General features: G+C 72.1%; 23 protein-coding genes, 1 tRNA gene and 1 pseudogene. 5 read left to right on the forward strand and 20 right to left on the reverse strand.

All coding sequences use genetic code 11. The annotated features are described in order from the left end of the window. The first annotated feature begins 135 nt into the window (after positions 1 to 135). Both BFV98_RS15545 and BFV98_RS15550 read left to right on the forward strand, forming a co-directional pair. A complete protein-coding gene (locus BFV98_RS15545; RefSeq protein ID WP_013283971.1) occupies positions 136 to 1206 on the forward strand; it encodes a LacI family DNA-binding transcriptional regulator in 1071 nt (356 codons plus the stop codon). 266 nt (positions 1207 to 1472) lie between these two features. Continuing rightward, positions 1473 to 3107, forward strand: coding sequence for a glycoside hydrolase family 13 protein (locus tag BFV98_RS15550; protein WP_013283970.1), 1635 nt, complete (start codon positions 1473 to 1475; stop codon positions 3105 to 3107). Between the two features lie 153 nt (positions 3108 to 3260). On the opposite strand, the gene BFV98_RS15555 is transcribed toward BFV98_RS15550, so the two are convergent. From BFV98_RS15555 to BFV98_RS15580, 6 genes are all read right to left on the reverse strand, one after another. After that, on the reverse strand, positions 3261 to 3704 hold the full coding sequence (locus BFV98_RS15555) for a hypothetical protein (protein ID WP_030274101.1): 444 nt from the start codon (positions 3702 to 3704) through the stop codon (positions 3261 to 3263). Between the two features lie 73 nt (positions 3705 to 3777). Further along, the gene (locus BFV98_RS15560; RefSeq protein ID WP_013283968.1) at positions 3778 to 4152 is read right to left on the reverse strand and encodes a GntR family transcriptional regulator; all 375 of its coding nucleotides are present in this window, start codon (positions 4150 to 4152) and stop codon (positions 3778 to 3780) included. Further along, a complete protein-coding gene (locus BFV98_RS15565) occupies positions 4149 to 5090 on the reverse strand; it encodes a YhjD/YihY/BrkB family envelope integrity protein (RefSeq protein WP_013283967.1) in 942 nt (313 codons plus the stop codon). Before BFV98_RS15565 ends, BFV98_RS15560 begins: the two co-directional genes overlap by 4 nt. Before the next feature lie 56 nt (positions 5091 to 5146). Continuing rightward, on the reverse strand, positions 5147 to 5734 hold the full coding sequence (locus BFV98_RS15570) for a 2'-5' RNA ligase family protein (protein ID WP_013283966.1): 588 nt from the start codon (positions 5732 to 5734) through the stop codon (positions 5147 to 5149). Positions 5735 to 5756: 22 nt separating this feature from the next. Continuing rightward, positions 5757 to 6782, reverse strand: a complete 1026-nt coding sequence (gene trpS, locus BFV98_RS15575) for a tryptophan--tRNA ligase (protein WP_030274098.1) — start codon at positions 6780 to 6782, stop codon at positions 5757 to 5759. 33 nt (positions 6783 to 6815) lie between these two features. After that, entirely contained in the window at positions 6816 to 7832 is a 1017-nt protein-coding gene (locus BFV98_RS15580; protein ID WP_176921702.1) for a hemolysin family protein, read from the reverse strand. A 177-nt stretch (positions 7833 to 8009) separates the two neighbouring features. On the opposite strand from BFV98_RS15580, the gene galE reads away from it, so the two are divergent. Next, positions 8010 to 8996 carry a UDP-glucose 4-epimerase GalE gene (gene galE, locus BFV98_RS15585; protein WP_071096859.1) on the forward strand — a complete coding sequence of 329 codons (987 nt, stop codon included), beginning with the start codon at positions 8010 to 8012 and terminating at the stop codon, positions 8994 to 8996. Then, the gene (galK, locus tag BFV98_RS15590) at positions 8993 to 10144 is read left to right on the forward strand and encodes a galactokinase (RefSeq protein WP_071096861.1); all 1152 of its coding nucleotides are present in this window, start codon (positions 8993 to 8995) and stop codon (positions 10142 to 10144) included. The genes galE and galK overlap by 4 nt, the downstream gene beginning before the upstream one ends. A 90-nt stretch (positions 10145 to 10234) precedes the next feature. On the opposite strand, the gene BFV98_RS15595 is transcribed toward galK, so the two are convergent. The 9 genes and pseudogenes from BFV98_RS15595 to BFV98_RS32275 form a co-directional block, all read right to left on the reverse strand. Continuing rightward, complete coding sequence (locus tag BFV98_RS15595; protein ID WP_013283961.1) at positions 10235 to 11536, reverse strand: sulfate adenylyltransferase subunit 1; 1302 nt, start codon at positions 11534 to 11536, stop codon at positions 10235 to 10237. Continuing rightward, entirely contained in the window at positions 11536 to 12447 is a 912-nt protein-coding gene (gene cysD / locus BFV98_RS15600; RefSeq protein WP_013283960.1) for a sulfate adenylyltransferase subunit CysD, read from the reverse strand. The genes BFV98_RS15595 and cysD overlap by 1 nt, the downstream gene beginning before the upstream one ends. 79 nt (positions 12448 to 12526) lie before the next feature. Continuing rightward, complete coding sequence (locus BFV98_RS15605) at positions 12527 to 13360, reverse strand: inositol monophosphatase family protein (protein ID WP_071096863.1); 834 nt, start codon at positions 13358 to 13360, stop codon at positions 12527 to 12529. A gap of 65 nt (positions 13361 to 13425) precedes the next feature. Next, on the reverse strand, positions 13426 to 14016 hold the full coding sequence (gene pth / locus BFV98_RS15610) for an aminoacyl-tRNA hydrolase (RefSeq protein ID WP_013473953.1): 591 nt from the start codon (positions 14014 to 14016) through the stop codon (positions 13426 to 13428). A 100-nt stretch (positions 14017 to 14116) separates the two neighbouring features. Further along, a complete protein-coding gene (locus BFV98_RS15615; protein ID WP_013283957.1) occupies positions 14117 to 14812 on the reverse strand; it encodes a 50S ribosomal protein L25/general stress protein Ctc in 696 nt (231 codons plus the stop codon). A gap of 284 nt (positions 14813 to 15096) precedes the next feature. After that, positions 15097 to 16077: a ribose-phosphate diphosphokinase gene (locus BFV98_RS15620; RefSeq protein WP_013283956.1), complete on the reverse strand. Its 981-nt coding sequence runs from the start codon at positions 16075 to 16077 to the stop codon at positions 15097 to 15099. A 56-nt stretch (positions 16078 to 16133) separates the two neighbouring features. Next, positions 16134 to 17657 (reverse strand): annotated as a pseudogene (gene glmU, locus BFV98_RS15625) (bifunctional UDP-N-acetylglucosamine diphosphorylase/glucosamine-1-phosphate N-acetyltransferase GlmU); the annotation flags it as partial. Between the two features lie 73 nt (positions 17658 to 17730). Then, positions 17731 to 17801: transfer RNA gene (locus tag BFV98_RS15630), tRNA-Gln, on the reverse strand. Between the two features lie 47 nt (positions 17802 to 17848). Further along, the gene (locus BFV98_RS32275; RefSeq protein ID WP_071096865.1) at positions 17849 to 18589 is read right to left on the reverse strand and encodes a helix-turn-helix domain-containing protein; all 741 of its coding nucleotides are present in this window, start codon (positions 18587 to 18589) and stop codon (positions 17849 to 17851) included. Positions 18590 to 18661: 72 nt separating this feature from the next. On the opposite strand from BFV98_RS32275, the gene BFV98_RS15640 reads away from it, so the two are divergent. Then, positions 18662 to 19330 (forward strand): TetR family transcriptional regulator, encoded by a 669-nt coding sequence (locus BFV98_RS15640; RefSeq protein WP_013283952.1) that lies wholly within the window; start codon positions 18662 to 18664, stop codon positions 19328 to 19330. A gap of 58 nt (positions 19331 to 19388) precedes the next feature. Here BFV98_RS15640 and BFV98_RS15645 read toward each other — a convergent pair whose 3' ends face one another. The 5 genes from BFV98_RS15645 to rsmA form a co-directional block, all read right to left on the reverse strand. Beyond that, positions 19389 to 19856 carry a DUF4383 domain-containing protein gene (locus BFV98_RS15645; protein ID WP_013283951.1) on the reverse strand — a complete coding sequence of 156 codons (468 nt, stop codon included), beginning with the start codon at positions 19854 to 19856 and terminating at the stop codon, positions 19389 to 19391. Positions 19857 to 19971: 115 nt separating this feature from the next. Beyond that, positions 19972 to 20427 carry a DUF4383 domain-containing protein gene (locus tag BFV98_RS15650; protein ID WP_013283950.1) on the reverse strand — a complete coding sequence of 152 codons (456 nt, stop codon included), beginning with the start codon at positions 20425 to 20427 and terminating at the stop codon, positions 19972 to 19974. Between the two features lie 97 nt (positions 20428 to 20524). Further along, positions 20525 to 22324 (reverse strand): ABC-F family ATP-binding cassette domain-containing protein, encoded by a 1800-nt coding sequence (locus BFV98_RS15655; protein WP_071096867.1) that lies wholly within the window; start codon positions 22322 to 22324, stop codon positions 20525 to 20527. A 65-nt stretch (positions 22325 to 22389) separates the two neighbouring features. Then, on the reverse strand, positions 22390 to 23343 hold the full coding sequence (locus BFV98_RS15660; protein ID WP_071096869.1) for a 4-(cytidine 5'-diphospho)-2-C-methyl-D-erythritol kinase: 954 nt from the start codon (positions 23341 to 23343) through the stop codon (positions 22390 to 22392). A gap of 86 nt (positions 23344 to 23429) precedes the next feature. Beyond that, on the reverse strand, positions 23430 to 24299 hold the full coding sequence (gene rsmA, locus BFV98_RS15665) for a 16S rRNA (adenine(1518)-N(6)/adenine(1519)-N(6))-dimethyltransferase RsmA (RefSeq protein ID WP_013283947.1): 870 nt from the start codon (positions 24297 to 24299) through the stop codon (positions 23430 to 23432). Positions 24300 to 24398: the final 99 nt, after the last annotated feature.

Consider the following 24398-nt stretch of genomic DNA (forward strand, 5'->3'; position numbering starts at 1 on the left):
AGTTCTTGCTGACCGGCGCCGAGATGCTGCGCCGCTGCTCTCGCATGTTGCGGGGACGTTAGCAAGAGGTTGCAGAGAATGGAAGGGCTTGCAGAAGTGTACGCAAGACTTTGCCGTTGGGCTAAAGTGCCGCACATGCGCGCTCGACTGTCCGACATCGCCCAACAGGCTGAAGTCAGCGAGGCCACGGTGTCGCGGGTGCTCAACGACCGCCCCGGTGTGGCCCCCGAGACCCGGCAGGCCGTCCTCACCGCCCTCGATGTGCTCGGCTACGAACGACCGGCCCGGCTGCGCAAGCGCAGCGCCGGGCTGGTCGGCCTGGTCGTGCCGGAGCTGGACAACCCGATCTTCCCGGCGTTCGCCCAGATCATCGAGTCCGCGCTCGCCCCCACCGGCTACACGCCGGTGCTCTGCACGCAGACGCCTGGTGGCGTCCGCGAGGACGAGTACGTGGAGATGCTGCTCGACCGGCAGGTCTCCGGCATCGTCTTCGTCTCCGGCCTGCACGCCGACACCGCCGCGGACCACGACCGCTACCGCACGCTGCTGGCCCGGCCGCTGCCGATCGTCATGATCAACGGGTACGCCCCCGGCATCCCCGCGCCGTTCGTCTCCTGCGACGACCGCGAGTCGGCGGAACTCGCCGTCGCCCACCTGGTCGCGCTCGGGCACCGCCGGATCGGCCTGATCACCGGCCCGGACCGGTTCGTGCCGGTGCAGCGCAAGGTCGCCGGCTACAAGGCCGCGATGGGGCGCCTGACCGACATCAGCGAGGACGAGCTGGCCGAGCTGACGGAGCTGTCCCTGTTCGGCGTGGAGGGCGGCGAGGCGGCCGCGGGCCGGCTCATCGAGCGCGGCGCGACCGGGCTGGTCTGCGGCTCGGACCTGATGGCGCTCGGCGCGATCCGGGCCGCCCGCCAGCGCGGGCTGTCGGTGCCGGGCGACATCTCCGTGGTCGGGTACGACGACTCCCCGCTGATGGCGTTCACCGACCCGCCGCTGACCACCGTGCGCCAGCCGGTCGCCGCCATGGCCGTGGCCGCGGTGCGGGCCCTGGTCGACGAGATCAACGGCCACCCCTCCCCGAACTCCGAGTACCTGTTCCGGCCCGAGCTGGTGGTACGCGGCTCCACAGCGGTGGCCCGCCCCGCCGACCCCCCGAAGCGCCAGCGCTCCGCCACCCCGTCCCTCCCCATCCCCGCCTGACCCCACCCGCCCTTGAGCGGGGGCGATCATGAGGTTGGCGGGGACAAATCGGGCGACGAAGGCCGTCAACCTCATGATCGACGGGAGTCGGCGGGTGGTGAGGGTGGGTTGGTGTCCCGGGATTCGGGAGAGGGTGCCGGAGCAGCGGCGGGTGATGGCCGTCATTTCTTGCGCAAGGAATGCTTGACTCTTGCAGTGCGATGGCGGCATTCTGCTCAGACACCCTGCGCCGCACCAGAAGCCGCCACAGAACGGGATCGACACCGATGACCTCCGTCCCCAGCACCACCCCACGCACCGCCGACGACGACTGGTGGCGGTCCGCGGTCGTCTACCAGGTGTACGTCCGCAGCTTCGCTGATGCGAACGCCGACGGTGTGGGTGACCTCCAGGGCATCCGGCAGCGCCTGCCGTACCTGCGCGACCTCGGCGTGGACGCGCTCTGGCTGACGCCGTTCTACACGTCGCCGCAGGTCGACGCCGGCTACGACGTGGCCGACTACCGCGACGTCGACCCGCTGTTCGGCAACCTGACCGACTTCGACGAGATGATCACCGACGCGCACGCGCTCGGCCTGCGGATCATCGTGGACATGGTGCCGAACCACACCTCCAGCGCGCACCCGTGGTTCGCCGCCGCGCTGGCCGCCGGACCGGGTTCGCCGGAGCGTGAGCGCTACCTGTTCGCCGACGGCAAGGGCGAGCAGGGCGAGCTGCCGCCGAACGACTGGGAGAGCATCTTCGGCGGTCCGGCGTGGACGCGCGTGGTCGACGGCCAGTGGTACCTGCACCTGTTCGACCCGGCCCAGCCCGACCTGAACTGGCGCCACCCGGAGGTGCGGGCCGAGTTCGAGGACGTGCTGCGCTTCTGGCTGGACCGTGGCGTGGACGGCTTCCGGATCGACGTGGCGCACGGAATGATCAAGGCCGAGGGCCTGCCGGACGTGGGCTTCAACTCGATGACCACCGGCCAGCGCCAGTCCGAGCTGCTGGGCAAGGGCCGGCTGCCGTACTTCGACCAGGACGAGGTGCACGACATCTACCGCGCCTGGCGGCCGATCCTGGACAGCTACCCGGGTGGCCGGATGGCGGTCGCCGAGGCGTGGGCCGAGACGCCGCAGCGGCTGGCCCGCTACATCGGCCCGGACGAGCTGCACCAGGCGTTCAGCTTCGACTTCCTCGACGCCACCTGGTCGGCCGACTCGTTCCGCAAGGTGATCGACACGGCGCTGGCCGAGTCCACGATCGTGGGCGCGCCGACCACCTGGGTGCTCTCCAACCACGACCGGCAGCGGCACGTCACCCGGTACGGCGACGGCGAGGTCGGCCTGCGCCGTGCCCGTGCCGCCGCGCTGCTGATGTTCGCGCTGCCCGGCTGCGCGTACGTCTACCAGGGCGAGGAACTGGGCCTGCCGGAGGTGCTCGACCTTCCCGACGAGCTGCGTCAGGACCCGGCGTTCCGGCGCACCGGGGAGAGCCGGGACGGCTGCCGCGTGCCGATCCCGTGGGGCGGCGAGCTGCCCCCGTACGGCTTCGGGCCGGACGGCAGCGAGCTGAGCTGGCTGCCGGCGCCGGCGACCTGGCGGTCGCTGTCGGTGGCCGCCCAGACCGGGGTGCCCGGCTCGACACTGGAGCTGTACCGGACCGCGCTGCGCACCCGGCACGAGCACCCGGCGCTGGCCGGCCTGGACGCCATCACCTGGCTGGAGACCGAGCCCGGCGTCCTGGCGTTCCGCCGCACCGCCGGGGACGCCGAGGTGACCTGCGTGGTGAACATCAGCGGCGCCGAGGTGACTGTGAGCGGCTACGGCCGCCCGCTCGTCGCCAGCGCCGAACTCACCGAGCGGGGCGACGGACACGTCCTGCCGGTGGACGCGGCTGCGTGGTTCGAACGGCGCTGAGCCGGGTAACCCGCCAACGACCTGGCCGTCCGTTGTGCCCCGCGCCGACGGGCGGCTGGGCTGCCGACCCCTTGTGGTGGGGGGTGAGGTGGCCCCGGCCCCTCGGGAGTCCGCTCCCGGGGGGCCGGCGTCCATCGGGGAGCGCGCGCGTCCTCAGCCGCCCTTGGCGGTGAGCAGCGCGGCGATCCGGGCGAACCCGGCCCGGATCTCCTCCCGGTCGGGCGCCTCCACCGGCTCGGGCTCCGGCTCGCGTTCGGCGGCCCGTTCCAGTTCCTCGTCGATGACGTCCTCGAAGTCGCCGTAGAGGTCCGCCTGGTCGATCTCGGCCGCCTCGTCCTCGGCGGCGATCTGCGCGGCCGCGATCTCGCCGCGGATCTCCTCCGGTGTGAGCGCCGGCAGCAGCGGCTCCACCACCGCCATCAACTGCTCGTCGGCCACCACCGCCTCGGCCAGCGCCAGCGCGTGCGGTCGCTCGTACGGGCCGCAGACCACCGGCTCCCAGTCGTCCTCGGCACCGAGCGGGCCGAACGTGATGATCCACGGCAGACTCCGGATCGGGGAGTCGTCCGGCAGGTCCAGTGTCACGAGTGCGCCCACCGGCCCATCATGGTCGCCGCACATCGGCCCGGGGAACGCATTCATCGGACTCTCCCCGCTTCGGGGACCACGCTCAGCCACGCGTACCGGCGTCCAGCGCCGCACGGACCAGCGCGACAGCCCGCTCCGGCGCGACACCCAGGCGCCGCGCCTCGGCGGCGTACTCGGCGGCGGCCCGGTGCAGCCGGTCGGTGGCGTCGTCCCGGCCGGGGGCCACCACCGTGCCGTGCCGGCCGCGCGTCTCCACCAGGCCGGCGCCCTCCAGTTCCCGGTACGCCCGCGCCACGGTGTTCACCGCCAGCCCCAGGTCGGCGGCGAGCTGCCGCACGGCCGGGAGCCGGGTGCCCACCGGCAGCCGCCCGTCGCCGATGCGCGCGGCGAACTGCGCCCGCACCTGCTCGTACGGCGGCACCGCCGACTCGGCGTCGATCCGGATCCGCGCGCTCATCCCGCTCCCCCCGGTGTGCCCGGTTCCGTCTCCTCGTCAAGCACGTCCGCCTCCACGTCCACCTCCCGGGCACCGCCCTCGGCCAGGTCCACCACCCGGCCGTACCGGCTGGTGGCGGCGAGCGCGGCGCCGAAGAGCACCAGTTGGTTGAGCAGGTAGAGGTAGAGCAGCAGGCCCACGGCGGTGGCGACCACTGTGTACGCGGGGTTCCGCTCGGTGCGTACCACGTAGTAACGCCCCACGGTGTTCAGCAGGGTGATACCGACGGCGATGGTCAGGATCGCCGGGCGCAGCCGGCGCCGGCTCATCCGCAGCCGCGGCACTGCGAGCAGCAGCGCGGCGGCGAGCACGGCGTTGACGAGCACGCTCAGCAGCGCGCTGATCGTGGTCAGGCCCACCGAGCCGGTGCTGCGGAGCAGGAAGCGCAGCAGCGACTCCAGCGCGTCCACGGCGGCGACCGAGACGAACAGCAGCACGAAGACCGCGACCAGCACGCCCAGGTCGACAAGCCGCCGCACCACGAGGTTGCCGGGCTGCTGGTTGAAGCCGTACATCAGCCGCTGCGAGGAGCGGATCGCCTCCACCCAGCCGATGCCGGTGAAGACCAGGATGACCAGGCCGACCACGCCGACGGTGCTGCTGCTCTCGGCGATCTGCACCGGGTCGAGGAAGGGCAGGTTCTCCTCCAGGAAGTGGGCCGCGCCGCGGCTGACCTCCTCGTTGTCGCGCAGCACCGCGCCGAAGATCCAGTACGCGACGAGCGCGAGCGCGAACACGGCGAAGAAGCCGTAGTACGCGATGGCGGCGGCGAGCCGCCCGGCGAGCAGGTCGGCGTAGAGCGTCCCGGCCCGCCAGACGTGGTCGAAGACCGACGAGCGGCCCCGGGCCGCGTCGATGCGGCGCCCCACCGCCGCCTCGATCCGGCCGAAGACGTTCACCCCGTCATCCTCGCCGATCTCCGCCCGTGGCGGAGGGGCCCCGGCCGGTCGGATGTTCAGCTCCGGCCGCCGAGCCGGAAGTCGCGGCGGGGCTGCCACCGGGTCGCCCCGCTGTGCGAGAACAGCGTGAACGCGTCCACCTGGAACAACGCGGAGAAGTCGGCCAGGTCCTCGTACGCCCTGTCGAGCACCTCGGGCGGCACGTCCTGCGCCACAGTGACGTGCGGGTGGTACGGGAAGCGCAGCTCGCGCCGCAGCTCGGGGGCCGAGTTGATCGCGGCGGCCAGCAGTTCGCACTCGCTGATCCCGGCCGCCACCGCCACGAACACCACCTGGGTGACCGGGCGGAACGTGCCGGTGCCGCGCAGGTGCAGCGTGAACGGCAGGTGCGCGGCGGCGACCCGGTCCAGGTGCTCCTCGACGGCGGGCAGCGCGCGTACCGGGATCTCGGTGGGCCCGAGGAGGGTGACGTGCGCGGGGACGGCGAGCGGGTCACCGGCCTCGACCCGGCGGCGGGTGAGCAGCCCGCCCCAGGGCTCGGGGACGTCGACCGCGATCCCGATCTGGATCGTGTCCGCGCCGCCCGGCGCCGTGTCACTACCCGCCACGTCGCGCGCCACCCCTCCGGCCACCGGCTGCGTCACCCGTTCCCGCCCGTCCGGGCCGTTACTCGAACCGCACCGGCGGGAAGAAGCCGACCCGCTCGTACGCGTCCCGCAGCGTCCCGGCGGCCACCGACCGGGCCTTCTCCGCGCCCCGCGCCAGCAGCTTGTCGAGCTGGGCCGGGTCGTTCAGGTAGGCGTTCGTGCGTTCCTGGATCGGCGTGACGAACTCCCGCACCACCTCGGCGAGGTCCTTCTTCAGGTCGCCGTAGCCCTTGCCGTCGTACGCGGCGACCAGGTCGTCGACGGACCGGCCGGACAGCGCGGAGTAGATCGTCAGCAGGTTGGTGATGCCCGGCTTGCCCTCGGCGTCGAAGACGATCTCGCGGCCGGTGTCGGTGACCGCCGAGCGGATCTTCTTGGCCGACCGGGCCGGGTCCTCCAGCAGGTCGATGATGCCGGCCGGCGAGGACGACGACTTCGACATCTTGGCCGTCGGATCCTGCAGGTCGGTGATCTTCGCGGTGTCCTTCACGATGTGTGGGGAGGGCACTGTGAAGGTGCTGCCGAACAGCGAGTTGAACCGCTGCGCCAGGTCGCGGGAGAGCTCCAGGTGCTGCCGCTGGTCCTCGCCGACCGGCACCGCGTTCGCCTGGTAGAGCAGGATGTCCGCGGCCTGGAGGATCGGGTACGTGAACAGGCCGACGCTGGCCCGCTCGCTGCCCTGCTTCTGCGACTTGTCCTTGAACTGGGTCATCCGGCCGGCCTCGCCGAAGCCGGTGATGCAGCCGAGCACCCAGGCCAGCTGCGAGTGCTCGGGCACCTGCGACTGCACGAACAGCGTGCTGCGCTCCGGGTCCAGGCCGAGCGCGAACAGCTGCGCGGCGGCGAGCCGGCTGCGGCGCTTGAGCACCAACGGGTCGTGCCCCGCGGTGATCGCGTGCAGGTCGACGACGCAGTAGTAGGCGTCGTGGCTGTCCTGCAACGCCACCCAGTGCCGCAGCGCGCCCAGGTAGTTGCCGAGGTGGAACGAGTCGGCCGTCGGCTGGATGCCGGAGAAGACGCGCGGGCGGGCGGGTACGTCGGACATGGCGGCAATTCTGTCAGCAAGCCCCGGCGTCCGTCATGACGGGCCGGTGGATCGGGCGGGTACGGGCGGAAGCGGACCGTTCACCTCACGCCGGGGCTCGGGCAGCCGCGCGGCGGAGACCGCCAGGCGGGACACCCGCCGGCCGTCGAGCGTGAGCACCCGCAGCAGCCAGCCCGCCGGATCGGCGGGGACCGATCCGGTGGCCGGGTCGACAGCCACCGGCACCTCGTCGCCCGCCACGGGCAGCCGGCCCAGGGCGGCCATCACGTACCCGCCCACCGTCTCGTACGGCCCGGCGGGCAGCGGCACCCCGGTGCGCTCGGCGAAGTCGGTCAGGTTGAGCCGGCCGTCGACGACCGCGGGCAGGCCGGCGGGTTCCGGTTCGAGCGGGCCGTGCTCGTCGTCGCGGATCTCCCCGACCAGTTCCTCGACCAGGTCCTCGCAGGTGACGATGCCGGCCGTGCCGCCGTACTCGTCGACGACGACGGCCAGGTGGTGGCCCTCCCGGCGCATCTCGGTGAGCGCCGCCAGCACGCGCTTGCTGTCCGGCAGGCGCTTCACCTCCCGGATCAGGTCGCCGACCAGGAGCAGCCGGTCCGCGTCCGGGCGCAGCAGCACGTCCCGCAGGTGCACCAGGCCGACCACGTCGTCGTGGGTGCCGTCGACCACCGGGTAGCGGGTGTGCGGGTCGGCCCGGACCAGCCGCTGGGCCTGCGCCAGCGGGAGCGCCGCGCTGAGGAAGACCACCTCGGTGCGGGGCACCATCACCTCGCGGACGAGCCGGGCGCCGGCCACCAGCACCTCGTCGATGATCCGCCGCTCGTCCGGGTCGAGCAGCGTGTTCGCCGCGACCAGGTCACGCAGCTCGGCCTCGCTGATCCGTTCCCGCCCGGCGGTGGGGCTGGCCCCGAGCAGGGCGGTGACCAGGCGGGTGGCGCCGTCGGCGCCGCGCACCACGAGACGGGCCACGGTGCGGGCCAGCGGGCCGGGTTCGCGTCGGGGCCGCCCCGACGGTCGCCGCCGGGGCCCGGGACCACCACCCTCCCGCATGAGAAGGATGGTAGACAGCGGCCACCGTACGCTCGGCCCAATGTGCGGATCTGTTCAATCATGAAGGATTATGATGGAATAGAGGCGGACTCAACTCGACAGCCGCGACACAGCCCTCGGCCGTAGGGTGATCGCGGGACGGCCGCCGCGGGACGCGGCCCAGGCAGGAGGACCGACGTGAAACTGCTCGTCACCGGCGGCGCCGGCTACATCGGCAGCGTGGTGACCCGGATGCTGCTCGACCACGGCCACCAGGTGACCGTGCTGGACGACCTGCGCACCGGTCACCGGGAGGCCCTCGCCCCCGACGCCACCCACGTCGAGCTGCCGGTGCACGAGGCCGCCCGGGTGCTCACCCCCGGCGCCGGGTTCGACGGCGTGCTGCACTTCGCCGCCCTCATCGCCGCCGGCGAGTCGATGATCCGCCCCGAGCTGTACTGGCACACCAACACGGTCGGCTCGATCGCGCTCATCGACGCGGTCCGCGCCGCCCGGGTGCCCCGGATGGTCTTCTCCTCCACCGCCGCCGTCTACGGCAACCCCACCGAGCTGCCCATCCCGGAGACCGCCGTCAAGGCGCCCACCAGCACCTACGGCGCCACCAAGCTGGCCGTCGACATGGCGCTCACCTCCGAGGCGATCGCGCACGACCTGGCCGCCGTCTCGCTGCGCTACTTCAACGTCGCCGGGGCGTACCTGCGCGACGGGCTGGCCATCGGCGAGCGGCACGACCCGGAGACGCACCTCATCCCGATCGCGCTCGACGTGGCCGCCGGACGGCGGGAGAAGCTCCAGCTCTTCGGCGACGACTACCCCACAGTCGACGGCACCTGCGTCCGCGACTACATCCACGTCGAAGACCTGGCCCGCGCCCACCTGCTCGCGCTGGACGCGGCCACCCCGGGCCGGCACCGCATCTACAACCTCGGCAACGGCAACGGCTTCACCAACCGGCAGGTGGTCGACGTGGTCCGCGAGGTCACCGGGCACCCGGTGCCGGTCGAGGTGGCCCCCCGCCGCGAGGGCGACCCGGCCGAGCTGGTCGCGTCCTCCGCGCTGGCCCGCGACGAGCTGGGCTGGACGCCGGCCAAGCCGACCCTGCACGACATGGTCGGCGATGCCTGGGCGTTCTACCGGGCGCACGTCGCGGGACAGCCCTCATGACTGTCGCCGACCGCGCCACCGCCGGCTTCCGGCAGCGGTACGGCGCCGAGCCGGCGGGCCGCTGGGTAGCTCCCGGCCGGGTCAACCTGATCGGCGAGCACACCGACTACAACGACGGCTTCGTGCTGCCCTTCGCGCTGCCGCTGCGTACCGTGGTCGCCGCCGCGCCCGCCCCCGACGGGCGCTGGACCGTCTGGTCGGAGCTGGACGACGAACCGGTCGAGTTCGGCGCGGCGGAGGCCGACGAGCCCGGCCGGGTCGACGGCTGGGCCGCCTACGTGGCCGGGGTGGTGTGGGCGCTGCGCGCCGACGGCCACAACGTCCCGGGCGCGCGGCTCGCCGTCGCCTCCGACGTGCCGGTCGGCTCCGGGCTCTCCTCGTCGGCGGCGATCGAGTCGGCGGTGCTGGCCGCCCTGGTCGACCTCGGCGGGCTCGACCTGCCCGCCGGCCGGTGGCCGCGGCTCGCCCAGCGGGCCGAGAACGACTACGTCGGCGCGCCCACCGGGATCATGGACCAGTCCGCGGTGATCCGCGGCCGGGCCGGGCACGCGCTGTTCCTCGACTGCCGCACCGAGGAGGTCGAGCAGATCCCGTTCGACCTGGACGGCGCCGGGCTGGCCGTGCTGGTGATCGACAGCCGGGCGCCGCACCGGCACGCGGACGGCGAGTACGCCGCTCGGCGCAAGAGCTGCGAGCAGGCCGCCTCGACGCTCGGGGTGACAGCGCTGCGCGACGTCGACGTGACCGGCCTCGACGCCGCGCTCGCACGCCTCGACGACGACGAGACCCGCCGCCGGGTCCGGCACGTGGTGACCGAGAACCAGCGGGTGCTCGACACCGTCGCGCTGCTGCGCGCCGGCCGGGTCCGCGACACCGGTCCGCTGCTGACCGCCTCGCACGCCTCCATGCGCGACGACTTCGAGATCACCGTGCCGGAGATCGACACCGCGGTCGAGGCGGCGCTGGCCGCCGGCGCGTACGGCGCGCGGATGACCGGCGGCGGCTTCGGCGGCTGCGTGCTCGCCCTGGTCGACGCCGACGCCGCCGACGCGGTGGCGGCCGCCGTGACCGAGGCGTACGCCGAGCGCGGCTTCACCGCCCCCGGCACGCTCACCGTCCTGCCCGCCGGTGGCGTCACCCGGCTGTAAGGAAGGGCCCCTTATTAACGCCTGCGGTAGAGGAAGGGCCCCTTGTTAACAGCGCACTGTTAACAAGGGGCCCTTCCTTACAACCCAGGGTCAGCCGGCCTCGACGATCATGCCGGCGCCGACCGTACGGTTCGTCGACTCGTCGATGATCACGAAGCCGCCGGTGGTGCGGTTACGGCGGTACTCGTCGGCCAGCAGCGGAACCGTGGTGCGCAGCCGGACCCGGCCGATCTCGTTGAGCTTCAGCTCACCGGCCGTCTCGTCGCGGTGCAGCGAGTTGATGTCCAGCCGGTAGTGCAGCCCGCGCACGATCGCCCGCGCCGAACGGGTCGTGTGCTTGATCGCGTACTTGCCGCCGACCTGCAACGGCCGCGTCTCGTCCATCCAGCAGATCATCGCCTCGATGTCCTGCACGGCCATCGGGGCGTTGTTCGGCCGGCAGATCATGTCGCCGCGGGAGATGTCCAGCTCGTCGGTCAGCCGGACCGTCACCGACATCGGCGGGAACGCCTCGTCCACCGGGCCGTCCGCGGTCTCCACCGCGGCGATCCGGCTGGTGAAGCCCGACGGCAGCACCATCACCTCGTCGCCCGGCTTGAGCACGCCGGAGGCCACCTGACCGGCGTAACCCCGGTAGTCGGTGACGGTGGTGGACTGCGGCCGGATCACGTACTGCACCGGGAACCGCACGTCGACCAGGTTGCGGTCCGAGGCGATGTGCACCCGCTCCAGGTGGTGCAGCAGCGACGGGCCCTCGTACCAGGGCATGTTCTCCGAGCGGGTGACGATGTTGTCGCCCTGCAGCGCGGACACCGGCACCACCGTCAGGTCCGGCACGTCGAGCTTCGCGGCGAACGCGGTGAACTCGTCCGCGATCCGCTCGTAGACCTCCTGCGACCAGTCCACCAGGTCCATCTTGTTCACGCACAGGACCAGGTGCGGCACCCGCAGCAGCGAGCAGAGGAATGCGTGCCGGCGGGACTGCTCCACCAGGCCCTTACGCGCGTCCACCAGGATCAGCGCCAGGTCGGCGGTGGAGGCACCGGTGACCATGTTCCGGGTGTACTGGATGTGCCCCGGGGTGTCGGCGATGATGAACTTCCGCCGCGGCGTGGCGAAGTAGCGGTACGCCACGTCGATGGTGATGCCCTGCTCCCGCTCGGCGCGCAGGCCGTCGGTGAGCAGCGCCAGGTTCGTGTACTCGTCGCCCCGGGCCGCGCTGACCGCCTCGACGGCGGCGAGCTGGTCACTGAACAGCGACTTGGTGTCGTAGAGCAGACGGCCGATCAGCGTCGACTTGCCGTCGTCGACGCTGCCCGCGGTGGCGAACCGCAGCAGGTCCATCGGCCGCGCGGTCTCGCTCTCGGCCGGGGCCAGGGTCTCGACGCTCATCAGAAGTAGCCCTCTCGCTTGCGGTCCTCCATGGCGGCCTCGCTGACCCGGTCGTCGCCGCGGGTCGCGCCGCGCTCGGTGATCCGCGTGGCGGCCACCTCCTCGATCACCTTCTCCACCGTGTCGGCGTCCGAGCGGACCGCCGCGGTGCAGGAGGCGTCACCCACGGTCCGGTACCGCACCTGGGCCTTGAACGGCTGCTCACCGGCGCGCGCCCGGAAGAACTCGTTCACCGCGTAGAGCATGCCGTCGCGCTCGATCACCTCGCGCTCGTGCGCGTAGTAGATCGACGGCAGCGGGATCCGCTCCCGCTCGATGTAGTGCCAGACGTCCAGCTCGGTCCAGTTCGACAGCGGGAACACCCGGATCGACTCGCCCGGGTGGTGCCGGCCGTTGTAGAGCGCCCACAGCTCCGGACGCTGGTTCTTCGGATCCCACTGGCCGAACTCGTCGCGGAAGCTGAACACCCGCTCCTTGGCCCGCGCCTTCTCCTCGTCGCGCCGGGCGCCGCCGAACAGCGCGTCGAAGCGGTGCTTCTCCACCGCCTCCAGCAGCACCGGCGTCTGGATCCGGTTGCGCATGCCGTCGGCCGACTCGCGGACCAGGCCCTTGTTCAGCGCCTCCGGCACGCTCGCCACGATGAGCTGCAGGCCCAGCTCGGCCACCCGCTGATCGCGGTAGTCGAGCACCTCGGGGAAGTTGTGCCCGGTGTCCACGTGCATCACCGGGAAGGGGATGTTGGCCGGCGCGAACGCCTTCTGGGCCAACCGGAGCATCACGATCGAGTCCTTGCCGCCGGAGAACAGCAGCACCGGCCGTTCCATCTCGGCGACGACCTCGCGCATCACGAAGATGCTCTCCGCCTCGAGCGCGTCGAGGTGCGACACCTGGTACGCGGCGGGGGACGTCATGACACGAACTCGATTCGCACGGATCCGTACATCGGATTCCAGACCTTTCAGGTCGGACTCGTGAAGAAGAACGCTCAGGTTACCCGGAATGCCGCTGCAACGCTGCAAGCAACCGACTCGCGAGATCCTTGCGGCAGACCAGCAGATCCGGTAGGCGCGGGTCGGCCCCGTTGTATTTCAGCGCAGAACCGTCGATCCGGGAAGCATGCAGACCGGTGGCCGTCGCCACAGCGACCGGAGCGGCCGAATCCCACTCGTACTGACCGCCCGCGTGGATGTACGCGTCGACCTCACCCGTGACCACGGCGGCGATCTTCGCGCCCGCCGAGCCCATCGGAACCAGATGAGCGCCGACGTCCTCTGCCAGGTCGGTCAGGAAAACCGGCGGACGGCTACGGCTGGCCGCCAAGCGGATGACCCGCGCGCCGCCCCCGGTGGCCGCCTCCACTGTCATCGGCGGGTACGCCGGCGGGTGGTCCGTGCCGAGCACCCGGTGCTGGGCCGGCAGCGCCACCGCGCCCGCCACCAGACCGTGCGGCCGCGACGCGTAGCGCGACCAGAGCGCCACGTGCACCGCCCAGTCCGCGCGCCCCTCCTCCGCGTACTCCCGGGTGCCGTCCAGCGGGTCGATGATCCAGACCCGGTCCGCGGTCAGGCGCGACAGCGCCGCGTCTGTCACCTCCGCCGTCCAGGCCAGCCGCGAGCCCTCGTCCTCCTCCGACAGCACCGCGTCCGCAGGCCGCCACTTCGCCAGCTCGGTGCGGATCAGATCGTGCGAGACCTTGCCGCCGGCCGACCGGAGCGCGCCCGCGTCGGCGAAGCCCATCTCCGCGCGCAGGGCCGTCAGCGCCTGACCGGCCCGGGACGCCAGCCACCGGGCGAACCCGCCGTCGATCATCGGAGGACTGCCCATGCTGCTCCCGTCACCCGCCTTCGCTCCCGTCGCCCGAGGCTACCGGCCGGGCTCCGCCCCGCCGCTCAACCCCCGTGGTACAGGTTCTGCGTCGGCTCCACGCCCTTCAGAACCACGGACTCCACCACGTCCGCCGCGCGGTCCACCAGGAACTCCAGCTCCTTGCGCTCCGACGAAGAGAAATCCGAGAGTACGTAGTCAGCCGGGTCCTGCCGGCCCGGCGGCCGGCCGATGCCGAACCGCACCCGCACGTAGTCCTTGGTGCCGAGCGACTTCGACATCGAGCGCAGGCCGTTGTGCCCGCCCTCGCCGCCGCCGCACTTCACCCGCACCTGCCCGTACGGGATGTCCAGCTCGTCGTGCACCGCGATCACGTGCGCCGGCGGGATCTTGTGGAACTGCGCCAGCCCGGCCACCGGACCGCCGGAGAGGTTCATGTACGTCAACGGCTTCAGCAGCACCAGCTTCGGGCCGCCGAACCCCAGCCGCCCCTCCGCGGCCTCGGCCATCGCACGCTTGTGCCGCCCGAACTTCGCGCCCACCCGGGCCGCCAGCAGGTCGGCCACCATGAACCCGACGTTGTGCCGGTTGCCCGCGTACTCCCGGCCGGGGTTGCCCAGGCCGACCACCAGCCACGGTCCCGCCTCGTCCGTCACCCGACGCCCCTTCCCGCTCGCTCGCCCGACCAGCCGTCCCGATACGCCGACAGGCGCCCCCGGGAACCGGGGACGCCTGTCGCACAGCCTTGCGGACCGGTCAGGCCTCGGTCTTCGCCTCGGCCGGGGCCTCCTCGCCCTCGGCGGCCGGAGCGCCCTCGGCACCCTCGGCGGTCTCCTCGCCGACCTCGGCCTCGGCCTCCTCGGTGGCCTCCTCGACCTCGGGGAGGGTGGCCTCGAGCTGCTCGGCGGTCGGAGCGGCGGTCACCGAGGCGACAGCGGTCTCCTCGTCGGTGGCCAGCTCGACGCCGGCCGGCAGCTCGACGTCGGCGGCGGTGATCGTGGTGCCCGGCTCGGCGCCCTCGATCGACGCCTCCAGGTGGTCCGGCACCTTGGTCGCGTCGGCGGTCACCGACAGCGTGTCGTGGTCGTGCACGATCAGGGTGTCCTTCGCGGCCTCACCGGTCAGCTGGACCGGGACCTCGACGGTGACCTTCTCGCCACGGCGGACCAGCAGCAGGTCCACGTGCTCGAAGGTGTCCTTGATCGGGTCACGCTGGATCGCCTTCGGCAGCGCCAGCACCTGGGTGCCGTCGCTGACCTCGATCGCGAAGAGCTGGTTCGCGCCGCCCTTACGGATCGCGGCGGCGAACTCCCGCGCCGGAAGCGCGATGTGCTTGGGCTTCTCGCCGTGGCCGTACAGCACGGCGGGCACCTTGCCGGCCCGGCGGGTACGACGGGCACCACCCTTGCCGAACTCGGTACGGGGCTCGGCGCTGATCTTTACCTCGGACACGGGGAAACTCCTGATGCTTCGCTGCGGCGGCTTGTCGTCTGGCGGTGCTGGGGCGAGGGGCTCGCTGGGGCTAGGGTCATGAACGACCGCCCGGAGCACCGCGTCGATGACGGCGCCTCCGTGCGGTGCTTGTCAGCAGCCCGCCGGGCACCCTCGCCGTGGCAACCGCACCAGTCTACCCGAGGGAATTCCCGGCTCTCCGGCAGTCCCCCATATCACCGCCCCGCCGGTTCCGCAGGGCATCGGCCCGGCCGCCGGGAACTCCCGGCGACCGGACCGCACGCTCAGCTCAGGCCACCGAACAGGGTGGTCACCGAGCCGTCGTCGAAGACCTCCCGGATCGCCCGCGCCAGCAGCGGGGCGATCGACAGTACGGTCAGCTTGTCCAGCTGCTTCTCCGACGGCAGCGGCAGCGTGTTCGTCACCACGACCTCGCTGATCGGGCTGTTCTTCAGCCGCTCCGTCGCCGGGTCGGACAGCAGCGCGTGGGTCGAGGCGACCACGATCTCCGCCGCGCCCTGCTCCTTGAGGATGTCCGCCGCCTTGGTGATCGTGCCACCAGTGTCGATCATGTCGTCCACGATCAGGCACACCCGGCCCTCGACCTCACCGACCACCCGGTTCGCCACCACCTGGTTCGGCTTGAGCGGATCGCGGGTCTTGTGGATGAACGCCAGCGGGCAGCCGCCCAGCCGGTCGGTCCAGCGCTCGGCCACGCGTACCCGGCCCGAGTCCGGCGCGACCACCGTCATCGGCCGGCCCGCGTACTTGTGCTCCACGTACTCGGCCAGCACGTCCATCGCGAACAGGTGGTCCACCGGGCCGTCGAAGAAGCCCTGGATCTGCGCGGTGTGCAGGTCCACGGTCAGGATCCGGTTCGCGCCCGCCGTCTTCAGCAGATCCGCGATCAGCCGCGCCGAGATCGGCTCCCGGCCGCGGTGCTTCTTGTCCTGCCGCGAGTACGGGTAGAACGGCAGTACCACGGTGATCCGCTTGGCCGAGCCGCGCTTCAGCGCGTCGACCATGATCAGGGTCTCCATGACCCAGGTGTTCACGCCGTGCGTCACGGACTGCACCACGAAGGCGTCCGAACCACGGACCGAGTCCTTGTACCGTACGAAGATCTCGCCGTTGGCGAAGTCGTACGCGTCGGCCGGCGTCGGCGCGACGCCGAGCACCTCACCGATCTCCTTGGCCAGCTCCGGAAAACCCCTCCCGGAGAAGAGCATCAGGCTCTTGCGGTTTTCGGCGACGATGCTGCCCATGGGCCCGTCTGCTCCCGTATGTCGGTGGTGCCCGGCGGCGGTGGGGCCGGGGACTGTTCGGTTGCAGTATGCCCCCGGTTCAGCGATCCACCCACGGCCCGCCGATCCCCGTGGATTCAGTCACCTTCGCTTGCGGCGCCGCCCGTGTCCGGCGCACCCTCACCGGCCCGCCGCGCCGCCTCCGCGGCGTCAGTACCGGCCCGCTTGCGCAGTACCCAGCCCTCCACGTTGCGCTGCTGACCACGCGCCACCGCCATCGCGCCCGGCGGCACGTCTCCGGTGATCACCGAACCCGCAGCGGTGTACGCGCCGTCGCCCACCCGCACCGGCGCCACGAACATGTTGTCCGCTCCGGTACGGGCGTGACTGCCGATGGTGGTGTGGTGCTTGCGTACCCCGTCGTAGTTGACGAAGACGGTGGCCGCGCCGATGTTGCTGTGGTCGCCGATCGTCGCGTCGCCCACGTACGACAGGTGCGGCACCTTCGACCCGTCACCGATCGACGCCTTCTTGGTCTCCACGAATGTGCCGACCTTCGCCTTGCGGCCCAGCCGCGACTCCGGCCGCAGGTACGCGTACGGGCCGACGCTCGCCTGCGGGCCCACCTCGGCGCCGAGCGCGTGGCTGCGCACGATGCTCGCGCCCGCGCCCACAACCGTGTCCACGAGCGTGGTGTCCGGGCCGACGAGCGCGCCCTCGCCGACCACTGTCGCGCCCTGGAGCTGCGTGTTCTGGTCGATCACCGCGTCCCGCTCGACGGTCACGGTCACGTCGATCCAGGTGGTGTGCGGGTCGAGGATGCTGACCCCGGTACGCATCCAGCCCTCGTTGATCCGGTCGCGCAGCAGGCGGCGCAGCGCGGCCAGCTCGACCCGGTCGTTGCAGCCGAGCGTCTCCACGTGGTCGGCGGCGCAGTGCACGGCCACCGGCTCACCGGCGTCGCGCAGCAGCGCGAAGACGTCGGTCAGGTACTCCTCGCCCTGGTCGTTGTCCGTGGAGAGCTTGCCCAGCGCCTCCCGCAGGCGAGCCGCGTCGAACGCGTAGATGCCCGCGTTGATCTCCCGCAGCGCGCGCTGCTGGGGGGTGGCGTCGCGCTCCTCGACGATCTGCTCCAGGTGCCCCTGCACGTCCCGCACGATCCGGCCCAGACCGGTCGGGTCCGGCACCTCGGCGGCCAGCACTGTCGCCGCCGCGGCGGCCTCCTCGTGCGCCTCGACGAGCGCCTGGACCGTCTCCGGCCGCAGCAGCGGCACGTCCCCGTTGATCACCACGACGGTGCCGGTCGCGTCCGGCACCGCGTCCAGCGCGATGCGGACCGCGTGCCCGGTGCCGAGCTGGCGCTCCTGGAGCACCGGCGTGGCACCCGGGGCGACCTCGGTCAGGTGCTCCCGGACCTGGTCGGCGCCGTGGCCGACCACGACCACCGAGCGGTCCGCGCCCAGCGGACCGGCTGCGGCCAGGACGTGACCGAGCAGGGTACGGCCGAGCAGCGGGTGCAGCACCTTGGGCAGGGACGACTTCATCCGCTTGCCCTCACCGGCGGCGAGCACGACAACGGTGCGGAGGTGGGGCTGGGACACGACGTGGCTCCCGTCGGGACGGCGACAGTCTCGCGGTCATGCTAACCACGCGACGGAGGGCAAACAGCAGAAGCTCCCGGGAGAGGATTCGAACCCCTATAATCAGGACCAAAACCTGACGTCCTGCCATTAGACGACCCGGGATGGTCGAAAACGGGCAAATAGTATTACGCCCGTCGGCTGCCTACACCTTACCGGTCACGAGGTGGATCTTCATTGCTCATTCCTTTCATGATCCCTTCGATCCTCCAATAGAGACGGGTTCCACCCACGACGTGCACGGTCAGGCAGCCGTGGTAGTCAGCTCCGACATTCTTGCGCCTGGTCAGCGGCCGGTGCCTCTTGATCGTGGTGGGCTGGAAGCTCTCCGCCGGCACGCCTACCCGAGCCGCCCACCACCGCACCGCAGCCGCGTCGTCCGCCGTCTCGTGGATGCTCACCCGGAACCTCCGGTCCTCGATCGGCACCTCGACGGCGTTCAGGAAGCGAAGGAAGAGCATCACCAGCAACGGATCGCTGTTGACGAATTTGATCCGGCAGTCGTTCGGACGCCAGGGCTTCGCCTTACCACCCTCACACCAGTAGATCGCCGCGCCGATCAGCAACAACTCGCGCCGGTCGAGGCGCCGCACCCAGTCCGCCGACGCGGCCACCGCCTCGGCCCGGGCCGCGTCCCGCGCCGCCCGGTGCGCGCTCCACTGCGCGTCGGCACGCGCCTGCTGGGCGACCCGCCGGCGCCGGCGCACCAGCTCCGGATCCAGCGGCACATGCCGGGTCCACAGGTATGCCGTGGACTTCGAGACGTCGAGCACCCTCGCGATCTCCCCCACCGGCGAGCCGGCTCGCCGCAGAGCCAGCGCCCGCGCATGCAGCTCCGGCTTCCACCCCCGGTAAGAGGGCGGACGACTACCGGACTCATCATCGACGGCCACCGGCGCAGATTAGGACGTACGTACGACAGTGGCCGGTCTGACCAAGAGCGTCGCGCCTGGCAGGATGGACGGGTGACCGACGTATCCGGCAGCGACCGCACCCGTCGGCGGCCCGTGCCGGCGGCGAAGCCCTCCCGGGTGCGGATGTCCGCGACGCAGCGGCGCGAGCAGTTGATCTCGATCGCCCGGCAGATCTTCGCCGAGCGCGGCTTCGACGCGACCTCGATCGAGGAGGTGGCGGCGCGTGCCAAGGTCTCCAAGCCGGTGGTCTACGAGCACTTCGGCGGCAAGGAGGGGCTCTACGCGGTGGTGGTGGACCGGGAGGTCCGCGCGCTGCTTGACCGGATCACCACGGCGCTGACCGCGGGCAACCCGCGGGAGCTGCTGGAGCAGGCCGCGCTGACGCTGCTGACCTACATCGAGGAGGAGACCAGCGGGTTCCGGGTGCTGGTCCGGGAGTCGCCGCTGATGTCGGCGACGGGCAACTTCAGCAGCGTGATGAACGACGTGGCGCACCAGGTGGAGCACATCCTGGCGGGCGAGTTCTCCATCCGGGGGTACGACCCGAAGCTGGCGGAGCTCTACTCCCAGGCGCTGGTGGGCATGGTGGCGCTGACCGGCCGCTGGTGGCTGGAGGTGCGCAAGCCGCGCAAGGAGACGGTGGCGGCGCACCTGGTGAACCTGGCCTGGAACGGGTTGTCGCACCTGGAGTCGAAACCCGGGCCGATCCCCCGGGGCTGACGCCGCGTCAGCGCAACAGCCGCGTCAGCGCAACAGCCGCTTCAGCGCAACAGCCGCTTCAGCGCTCACCGATGGGGTGGTAGCGGCGCTGCCGCTCCTCCTCGGCGTGCTCGGCGGTGCCGACCTTGTCGTAGAGGCCGGTGGCGAGCAGGACCAGCCCGAACAGCAGCGACACGATGACTGTCGACATCGAGAAGTTCAGGAAGTTCGCCGGGGTCTGGAGCACCGACATCATCAGGATGCCGGTGACCAGGAAGACCACGCCGGCGGTGAGGTTCATGTAGTGGCCGAGGTTGTCGCGGCGGGACGCCCCGATCAGCAGGACCGCGCCGAAGACCACGGAGACCAGCGAGAAGGCCAGGTTGGTACGCAGGCCGAGCGCCCAGTCGCTGTCCCGGCCGAACAGTCCTTCGCCCCAGGTCTGGAAGACGCCGAAGACGCCGAAGACCAGGATGTAGAGGCCGATGAGCCCGGACAGCACCCGGTAGAGCGGCCGCGCGGGGTGGTTCACCGGGAAGTGCGCCATGATGCCCTCCAGCCGTGTGACTGATTCGGGGCAATTGTCACCTGCGTTGTCCGGTCGCGTCCGGAAAACACCGAAGGCCCGGCGCAGCGCGCCGGGCCTTCGGTGAGAGACGGGATCAGAGCACCAGGCGGGCCTTCTGCCAGGCCTCGTGCTCGTCGTCGGAGCCGACCTTGCCGTACATGCCGACCATCAGGAGCACCAGCGCCAGGGTCAGGACCACGACGTCGGTCATGATCGAGAAGTTGAAGATGTTGGCGTCGGTCTGCAGGAACGCCAGCGCGGCCAGGCCGATCACCATCAGCGTGTAGGCCAGCCACTGGTTGATCGCCACGTCGAGGTTGCGGCCGATCGCGGTGCCGACCAGGATCACGACGCCGACCAGCACCGACAGCAGCGAGAACGCCATGTTGGTGCCCTGGCCGAGGACCTTGGTGTCGTCCTGGGCGAGGAAGTCGTTGCCGGCGCTGGCGATGATGCCGAGGCCGCCGAAGACGACGAAGTACAGACCAACGAGCCCGCCGATCGCCCGGTAGATCGGCCGCGCGGGGTGGTTGACGGGGGTGTGGGCCATCTCTGCGTCTCCAAAAGACCGTTCGGACGAGGGTTCCACCGGTGATTGTCCCGTACGCCGGTCAGTGACGCCGCACACCCCCCACCCCGGCGGCAGGTCAGCCGCCCGGCAGCTCCTCGGCGAGGGACAGCCAGGTCTCCTCGGTGCGGTCCCGCTCGGCCCGTACCTCCTTGAGCTGGGCGTCCAGCTCGGCGACCCGGGCGTAGTCGGTGGCGTTCGCGGCGAGCTGCTCGTGCAGGCCCGCCTCCTTCTGTTCGAGCTTGGCGATCTGCCGTTCCAGCCGGTTGAGTTCCTTCTTCGCGACGCGTACCTCGGCCGCTGACATGCCCTCGCGCGCCGACGCCGCCGTGGCCGGGGTGAGGTCGGCGGGTGCCGGGCCGCCGGCCGCGGCGGCGCGCGCGAGGTACTCGTCGACGCCGCCGGGCAGGTGCACCAGCCGGCCGTCGCCGAACATGCCGTACGCGACGTCGGTGACCCGCTCGATCAGGTAGCGGTCGTGGCTGGCCACCACGATGCTGCCGGGCCACGAGTCGAGCAGGTCCTCCAGCGCGGCGAGCGTGTCGGTGTCCAGGTCGTTGGTGGGCTCGTCGAGCAGGAGCACGTTCGGCTCCCCGGCAAGCAGCCGCAGCATCTGGAGGCGGCGGCGCTCGCCGCCGGACAGGTCGCTCACCGGGGTCCAGAGCCGCTTGTCGTCGAAGCCGAAGATCTCGGCGAGCTGGGCGGCGCTGATCTCCCGGTCGCCGAACTGCACACGCCGGGCCACCTCCTCGACGGCTTCCAGCACGCGCAGGTGGCCGGGGAGTTCGGCGAGTTCCTGGGACAGGAACGCGGGCCGGACGGTCTGCCCGGCGGCGAAGCGCCCGCCGTCGGGGCCGGTCACCCCGGCGAGCATCCGCAGCAGGGTGGTCTTGCCGGCGCCGTTGCGGCCGAGGATCGCGACCCGGTCGCCGGGCCCGACCTGCCAGGTGGTGTCGTGCAGGATCTCCTTCGGGCCGGCGTGCAGCCGGACGTGTTCGAGGTCGTACACCTGCTTGCCGAGCCGGGCGGTGGCGAGCCGCTGCAGCGACATGGTGTCGCGGGGTTCCGGCACGTCGGCGATGAGTGCGTTCGCCGCGTCGATGCGGAACTTGGGCTTCGAGGTGCGTGCGGGGGCGCCCCGGCGCAGCCAGGCGATCTCCTTGCGGAGCAGATTCTGGCGGCGGGCCTCGGTGGCGGCGGCGACGCGTTGCCGCTCGACGCGGGCCAGCGTCCATGCGGCGAAGCCGCCCTCGTACGCCCGGACGGTCTGGTCGGCAACCTCCCAGGTGGTGGTGCAGACGGCGTCGAGGAACCAGCGGTCGTGGGTGACCACGACGAGCGCGCCCTTGCGGGTGACGAGGTGCCGGGCCAGCCAGTCGACGCCGCCGACGTCGAGGTGGTTGGTGGGCTCGTCGAGGACGAGCAGGTCGGCGTCGCGGACCAGCAGCGCGGCGAGTGCGACGCGGCGGCGTTCCCCGCCGGACATCGGGCCGACCGGCGTGTCCAGGCCGAGGTGGGGCATGCCGAGGCCGTCGAGGATGGCGCGCACGCCCGCGTCGCCGGCCCACTCGTGCTCGGCGCCCATGCTCTCGCCGAGCCAGGCGGTGCCGAGCACCACGTCCCGCACGGTCAGTTCGGGGGCGAGGTCCAGGCGCTGCGGCAGCCAGGCCACCCGCAGGTCGCGGCGGTGGGTGACGCGGCCGTCGTCGGGTTCCTCGGTGCGGGTGAGCAGGCGCAGCAGCGTCGACTTGCCGGCGCCGTTGAGGCCGACCACACCGACCCGGTCGGCGTCGTCGAGGCCGAGCGAGACGTCGGTGAGCAGCGGCCCCGCGGCGCCGTACCCCTTGGACACCCGGTCCAGGTTGACGATGTTGGCCACTGACCCACCCTTCACGACTCAGGCGTCCCGGGGGCCCGGGACGCCTGAGTCAAGGGTACGGGGCGTCAGACCACGCGGGCGCCGGCGACCGGACCGTGCGCGACGCGGGCCTCCCGGCACACCCCGGCGGCGGTGATCTCGGCGGCGATCCGGACGGCGTCGGCCTCGCCGGTGGCGAGGAAGACGCAGGTGGGTCCGGAGCCGGAGACGATGCCGGCGAGCGCCCCCGCGGCCTCGCCGGCCTTGAGCGTCTCGGCCAGCGAGGAGCGCATGGTCAGCGCGGCGTCCTGGAGGTCGTTGCCGAGCGTGGCGGCGAGCACCCGCGGGTCGCGCTGGCGCAGCGCGGCGAGCAGCGCGTCGGTGCTGCCCAGCGGCGTGCCGGCGGCTCCGGCGTCACGCAGCCGGTCCAGTTCCCGGTACGCGGCCGGGGTGGACAGGCCGGCGTCGGCGATCGCCACCACCCAGTGCCAGGAGGTGGGGCGGGCCAGCACCGGGCTGACCGCCTCGCCGCGGCCGGTGCCGAGCGCGGTGCCGCCGTGGATGAGGAACGGGACGTCCGAGCCGAGGTCGGCGGCGATGCCGGCGAGTTCGTCGCGGGACAGCCCGGTGCCCCAGAGCGTGTCGCAGGCGACGAGCGCGGCGGCGGCGTCGGCGCTGCCACCGGCCAGCCCGCCGGCGAGCGGGATCTGCTTGCGCAGGTGCAGCCGGGCGTGCGGGGCGACGCCCGCGTAACCGGCCAGCGCGTGCGCGGCGCGCAGCGCCAGGTTGGTGTCGTCCAGCGCCAGCTCGCCGGCGCCCTCGCCCTCCATGGTGAGGGTGAGCGTGTCGCCGCGACGGGCGGTCAGCTCGTCGTAGATCGAGATCGCGTGGTAGACGGTGTTCAGCTCGTGGTAGCCGTCACGCCGCAGCGGTCCGACCCCGAGATGCAGGTTGACCTTGGCGGGCACCCGCACCTTGACCGGGCCGCTGGCCCCGCGCCGCTGCCCGTCCTCGTCCCCCGGTCGCCATGCCTCGGTCACCGGGTGGACTCCACCGGACGTGGGCGGATGTCGAACGGCTTCGGCACTGTCAGCTCCTCGGCGAGGGGTCGGGCAACGGCGCCAGCCTACTGCTCGCCGCCGGGGGCGTCCGGGGCCGACGCGGCGATGGCGGCGAACTGCTCGACGGTGAGCGATTCGCCCCGCGCGGACGGGTCCACGCCGGCGGCGGTGAGAGCGGCGGCGGCCCGGTCCGCGCCACCGGCCCAGCCGGCCAGGGCGGCGCGCAGCGTCTTGCGGCGCTGGGCGAACGCGGCGTCGACGACGGCGAAGACGGCCTTCCGGGGTACGTCCGGCCGGGGCGGCTCGCGCCGGGTGAACGCGACCAGGCCGGAGTCGACGTTCGGCACCGGCCAGAACACGTTCGGCGGGACCTTGCCGGCGGCGCGGGAGCGGGCGTACCAGGCGAGTTTGACCGACGGGATGCCGTACACCTTGGAGCCGGGACCGGCGACGAGCCGGTCGGCGACCTCCTTCTGCACCATCACCAGGCCGTGGCGCAGCGTGGGCAGCTCGGCGAGCAGGTGCAGCACGACCGGCACGGCGACGTTGTAGGGCAGGTTCGCCACCAGCGCTGTGGGCGCCGGGCCGGCCAGGTCGTCGGCGGTGACCCGCAGCGCGTCGGCCGGATGGACGGTGAGCCGCTCGGCGGCCGTCCCGGCGAAGCGGGCGGCGGTCTCCGGCAGCGCGGCGGCGAGCGCCGGGTCGAGTTCCACAGCGTGCACGTGCGCGGCGACCGGGAGCAGGGCGAGCGTGAGCGAGCCGAGCCCGGGGCCGACCTCCAGCGCCACGTCGTCGGGGGTCAGCCCGGCGGTGGTGACGATCCGGCGCACGGTGTTGGGGTCGTGCACGAAGTTCTGGCCGAGTTTCTTGGTCGGCGTGACGCCGAGGCGCGCGGCGAGTTCCCGGATCTCCGCCGGGCCGAGGAGTCCGGTCACGCCCCGTAGCGTAAGCGCCCCCGCCCGCGGGGAAGGAAGGGCCCCTTCTTAACGCCTCGCGATATGGCGGGGCCCTTCTTAACGCCGCGGACCGAACGC

The sequence above is a fragment of the Micromonospora sp. WMMB235 genome, from assembly GCF_001855515.1.
GTDB classification, from domain to species: Bacteria; Actinomycetota; Actinomycetes; order Mycobacteriales; family Micromonosporaceae; genus Micromonospora; species Micromonospora aurantiaca.

What these genes read in the sequence shown, in the direction of transcription:
- BFV98_RS15545 (WP_013283971.1), top strand. Translation starts at nt 136, where the DNA reads ATGCGCGCTCGACTGTCCGACATCGCCCAACAGGCTGAAGTCAGCGAG.
- BFV98_RS15550 (WP_013283970.1), top strand. Translation starts at nt 1,473, where the DNA reads ATGACCTCCGTCCCCAGCACCACCCCACGCACCGCCGACGACGACTGG.
- BFV98_RS15560 (WP_013283968.1), bottom strand. Translation starts at nt 4,152, where the DNA reads ATGAGCGCGCGGATCCGGATCGACGCCGAGTCGGCGGTGCCGCCGTAC.
- trpS (WP_030274098.1), bottom strand. Translation starts at nt 6,782, where the DNA reads ATGTCCGACGTACCCGCCCGCCCGCGCGTCTTCTCCGGCATCCAGCCG.
- BFV98_RS15580 (WP_176921702.1), bottom strand. Translation starts at nt 7,832, where the DNA reads ATGCGGGAGGGTGGTGGTCCCGGGCCCCGGCGGCGACCGTCGGGGCGG.
- galK (WP_071096861.1), top strand. Translation starts at nt 8,993, where the DNA reads ATGACTGTCGCCGACCGCGCCACCGCCGGCTTCCGGCAGCGGTACGGC.
- BFV98_RS15595 (WP_013283961.1), bottom strand. Translation starts at nt 11,536, where the DNA reads ATGAGCGTCGAGACCCTGGCCCCGGCCGAGAGCGAGACCGCGCGGCCG.
- cysD (WP_013283960.1), bottom strand. Translation starts at nt 12,447, where the DNA reads ATGACGTCCCCCGCCGCGTACCAGGTGTCGCACCTCGACGCGCTCGAG.
- BFV98_RS15605 (WP_071096863.1), bottom strand. Translation starts at nt 13,360, where the DNA reads ATGGGCAGTCCTCCGATGATCGACGGCGGGTTCGCCCGGTGGCTGGCG.
- BFV98_RS15620 (WP_013283956.1), bottom strand. Translation starts at nt 16,077, where the DNA reads ATGGGCAGCATCGTCGCCGAAAACCGCAAGAGCCTGATGCTCTTCTCC.
- BFV98_RS15645 (WP_013283951.1), bottom strand. Translation starts at nt 19,856, where the DNA reads ATGGCGCACTTCCCGGTGAACCACCCCGCGCGGCCGCTCTACCGGGTG.
- BFV98_RS15650 (WP_013283950.1), bottom strand. Translation starts at nt 20,427, where the DNA reads ATGGCCCACACCCCCGTCAACCACCCCGCGCGGCCGATCTACCGGGCG.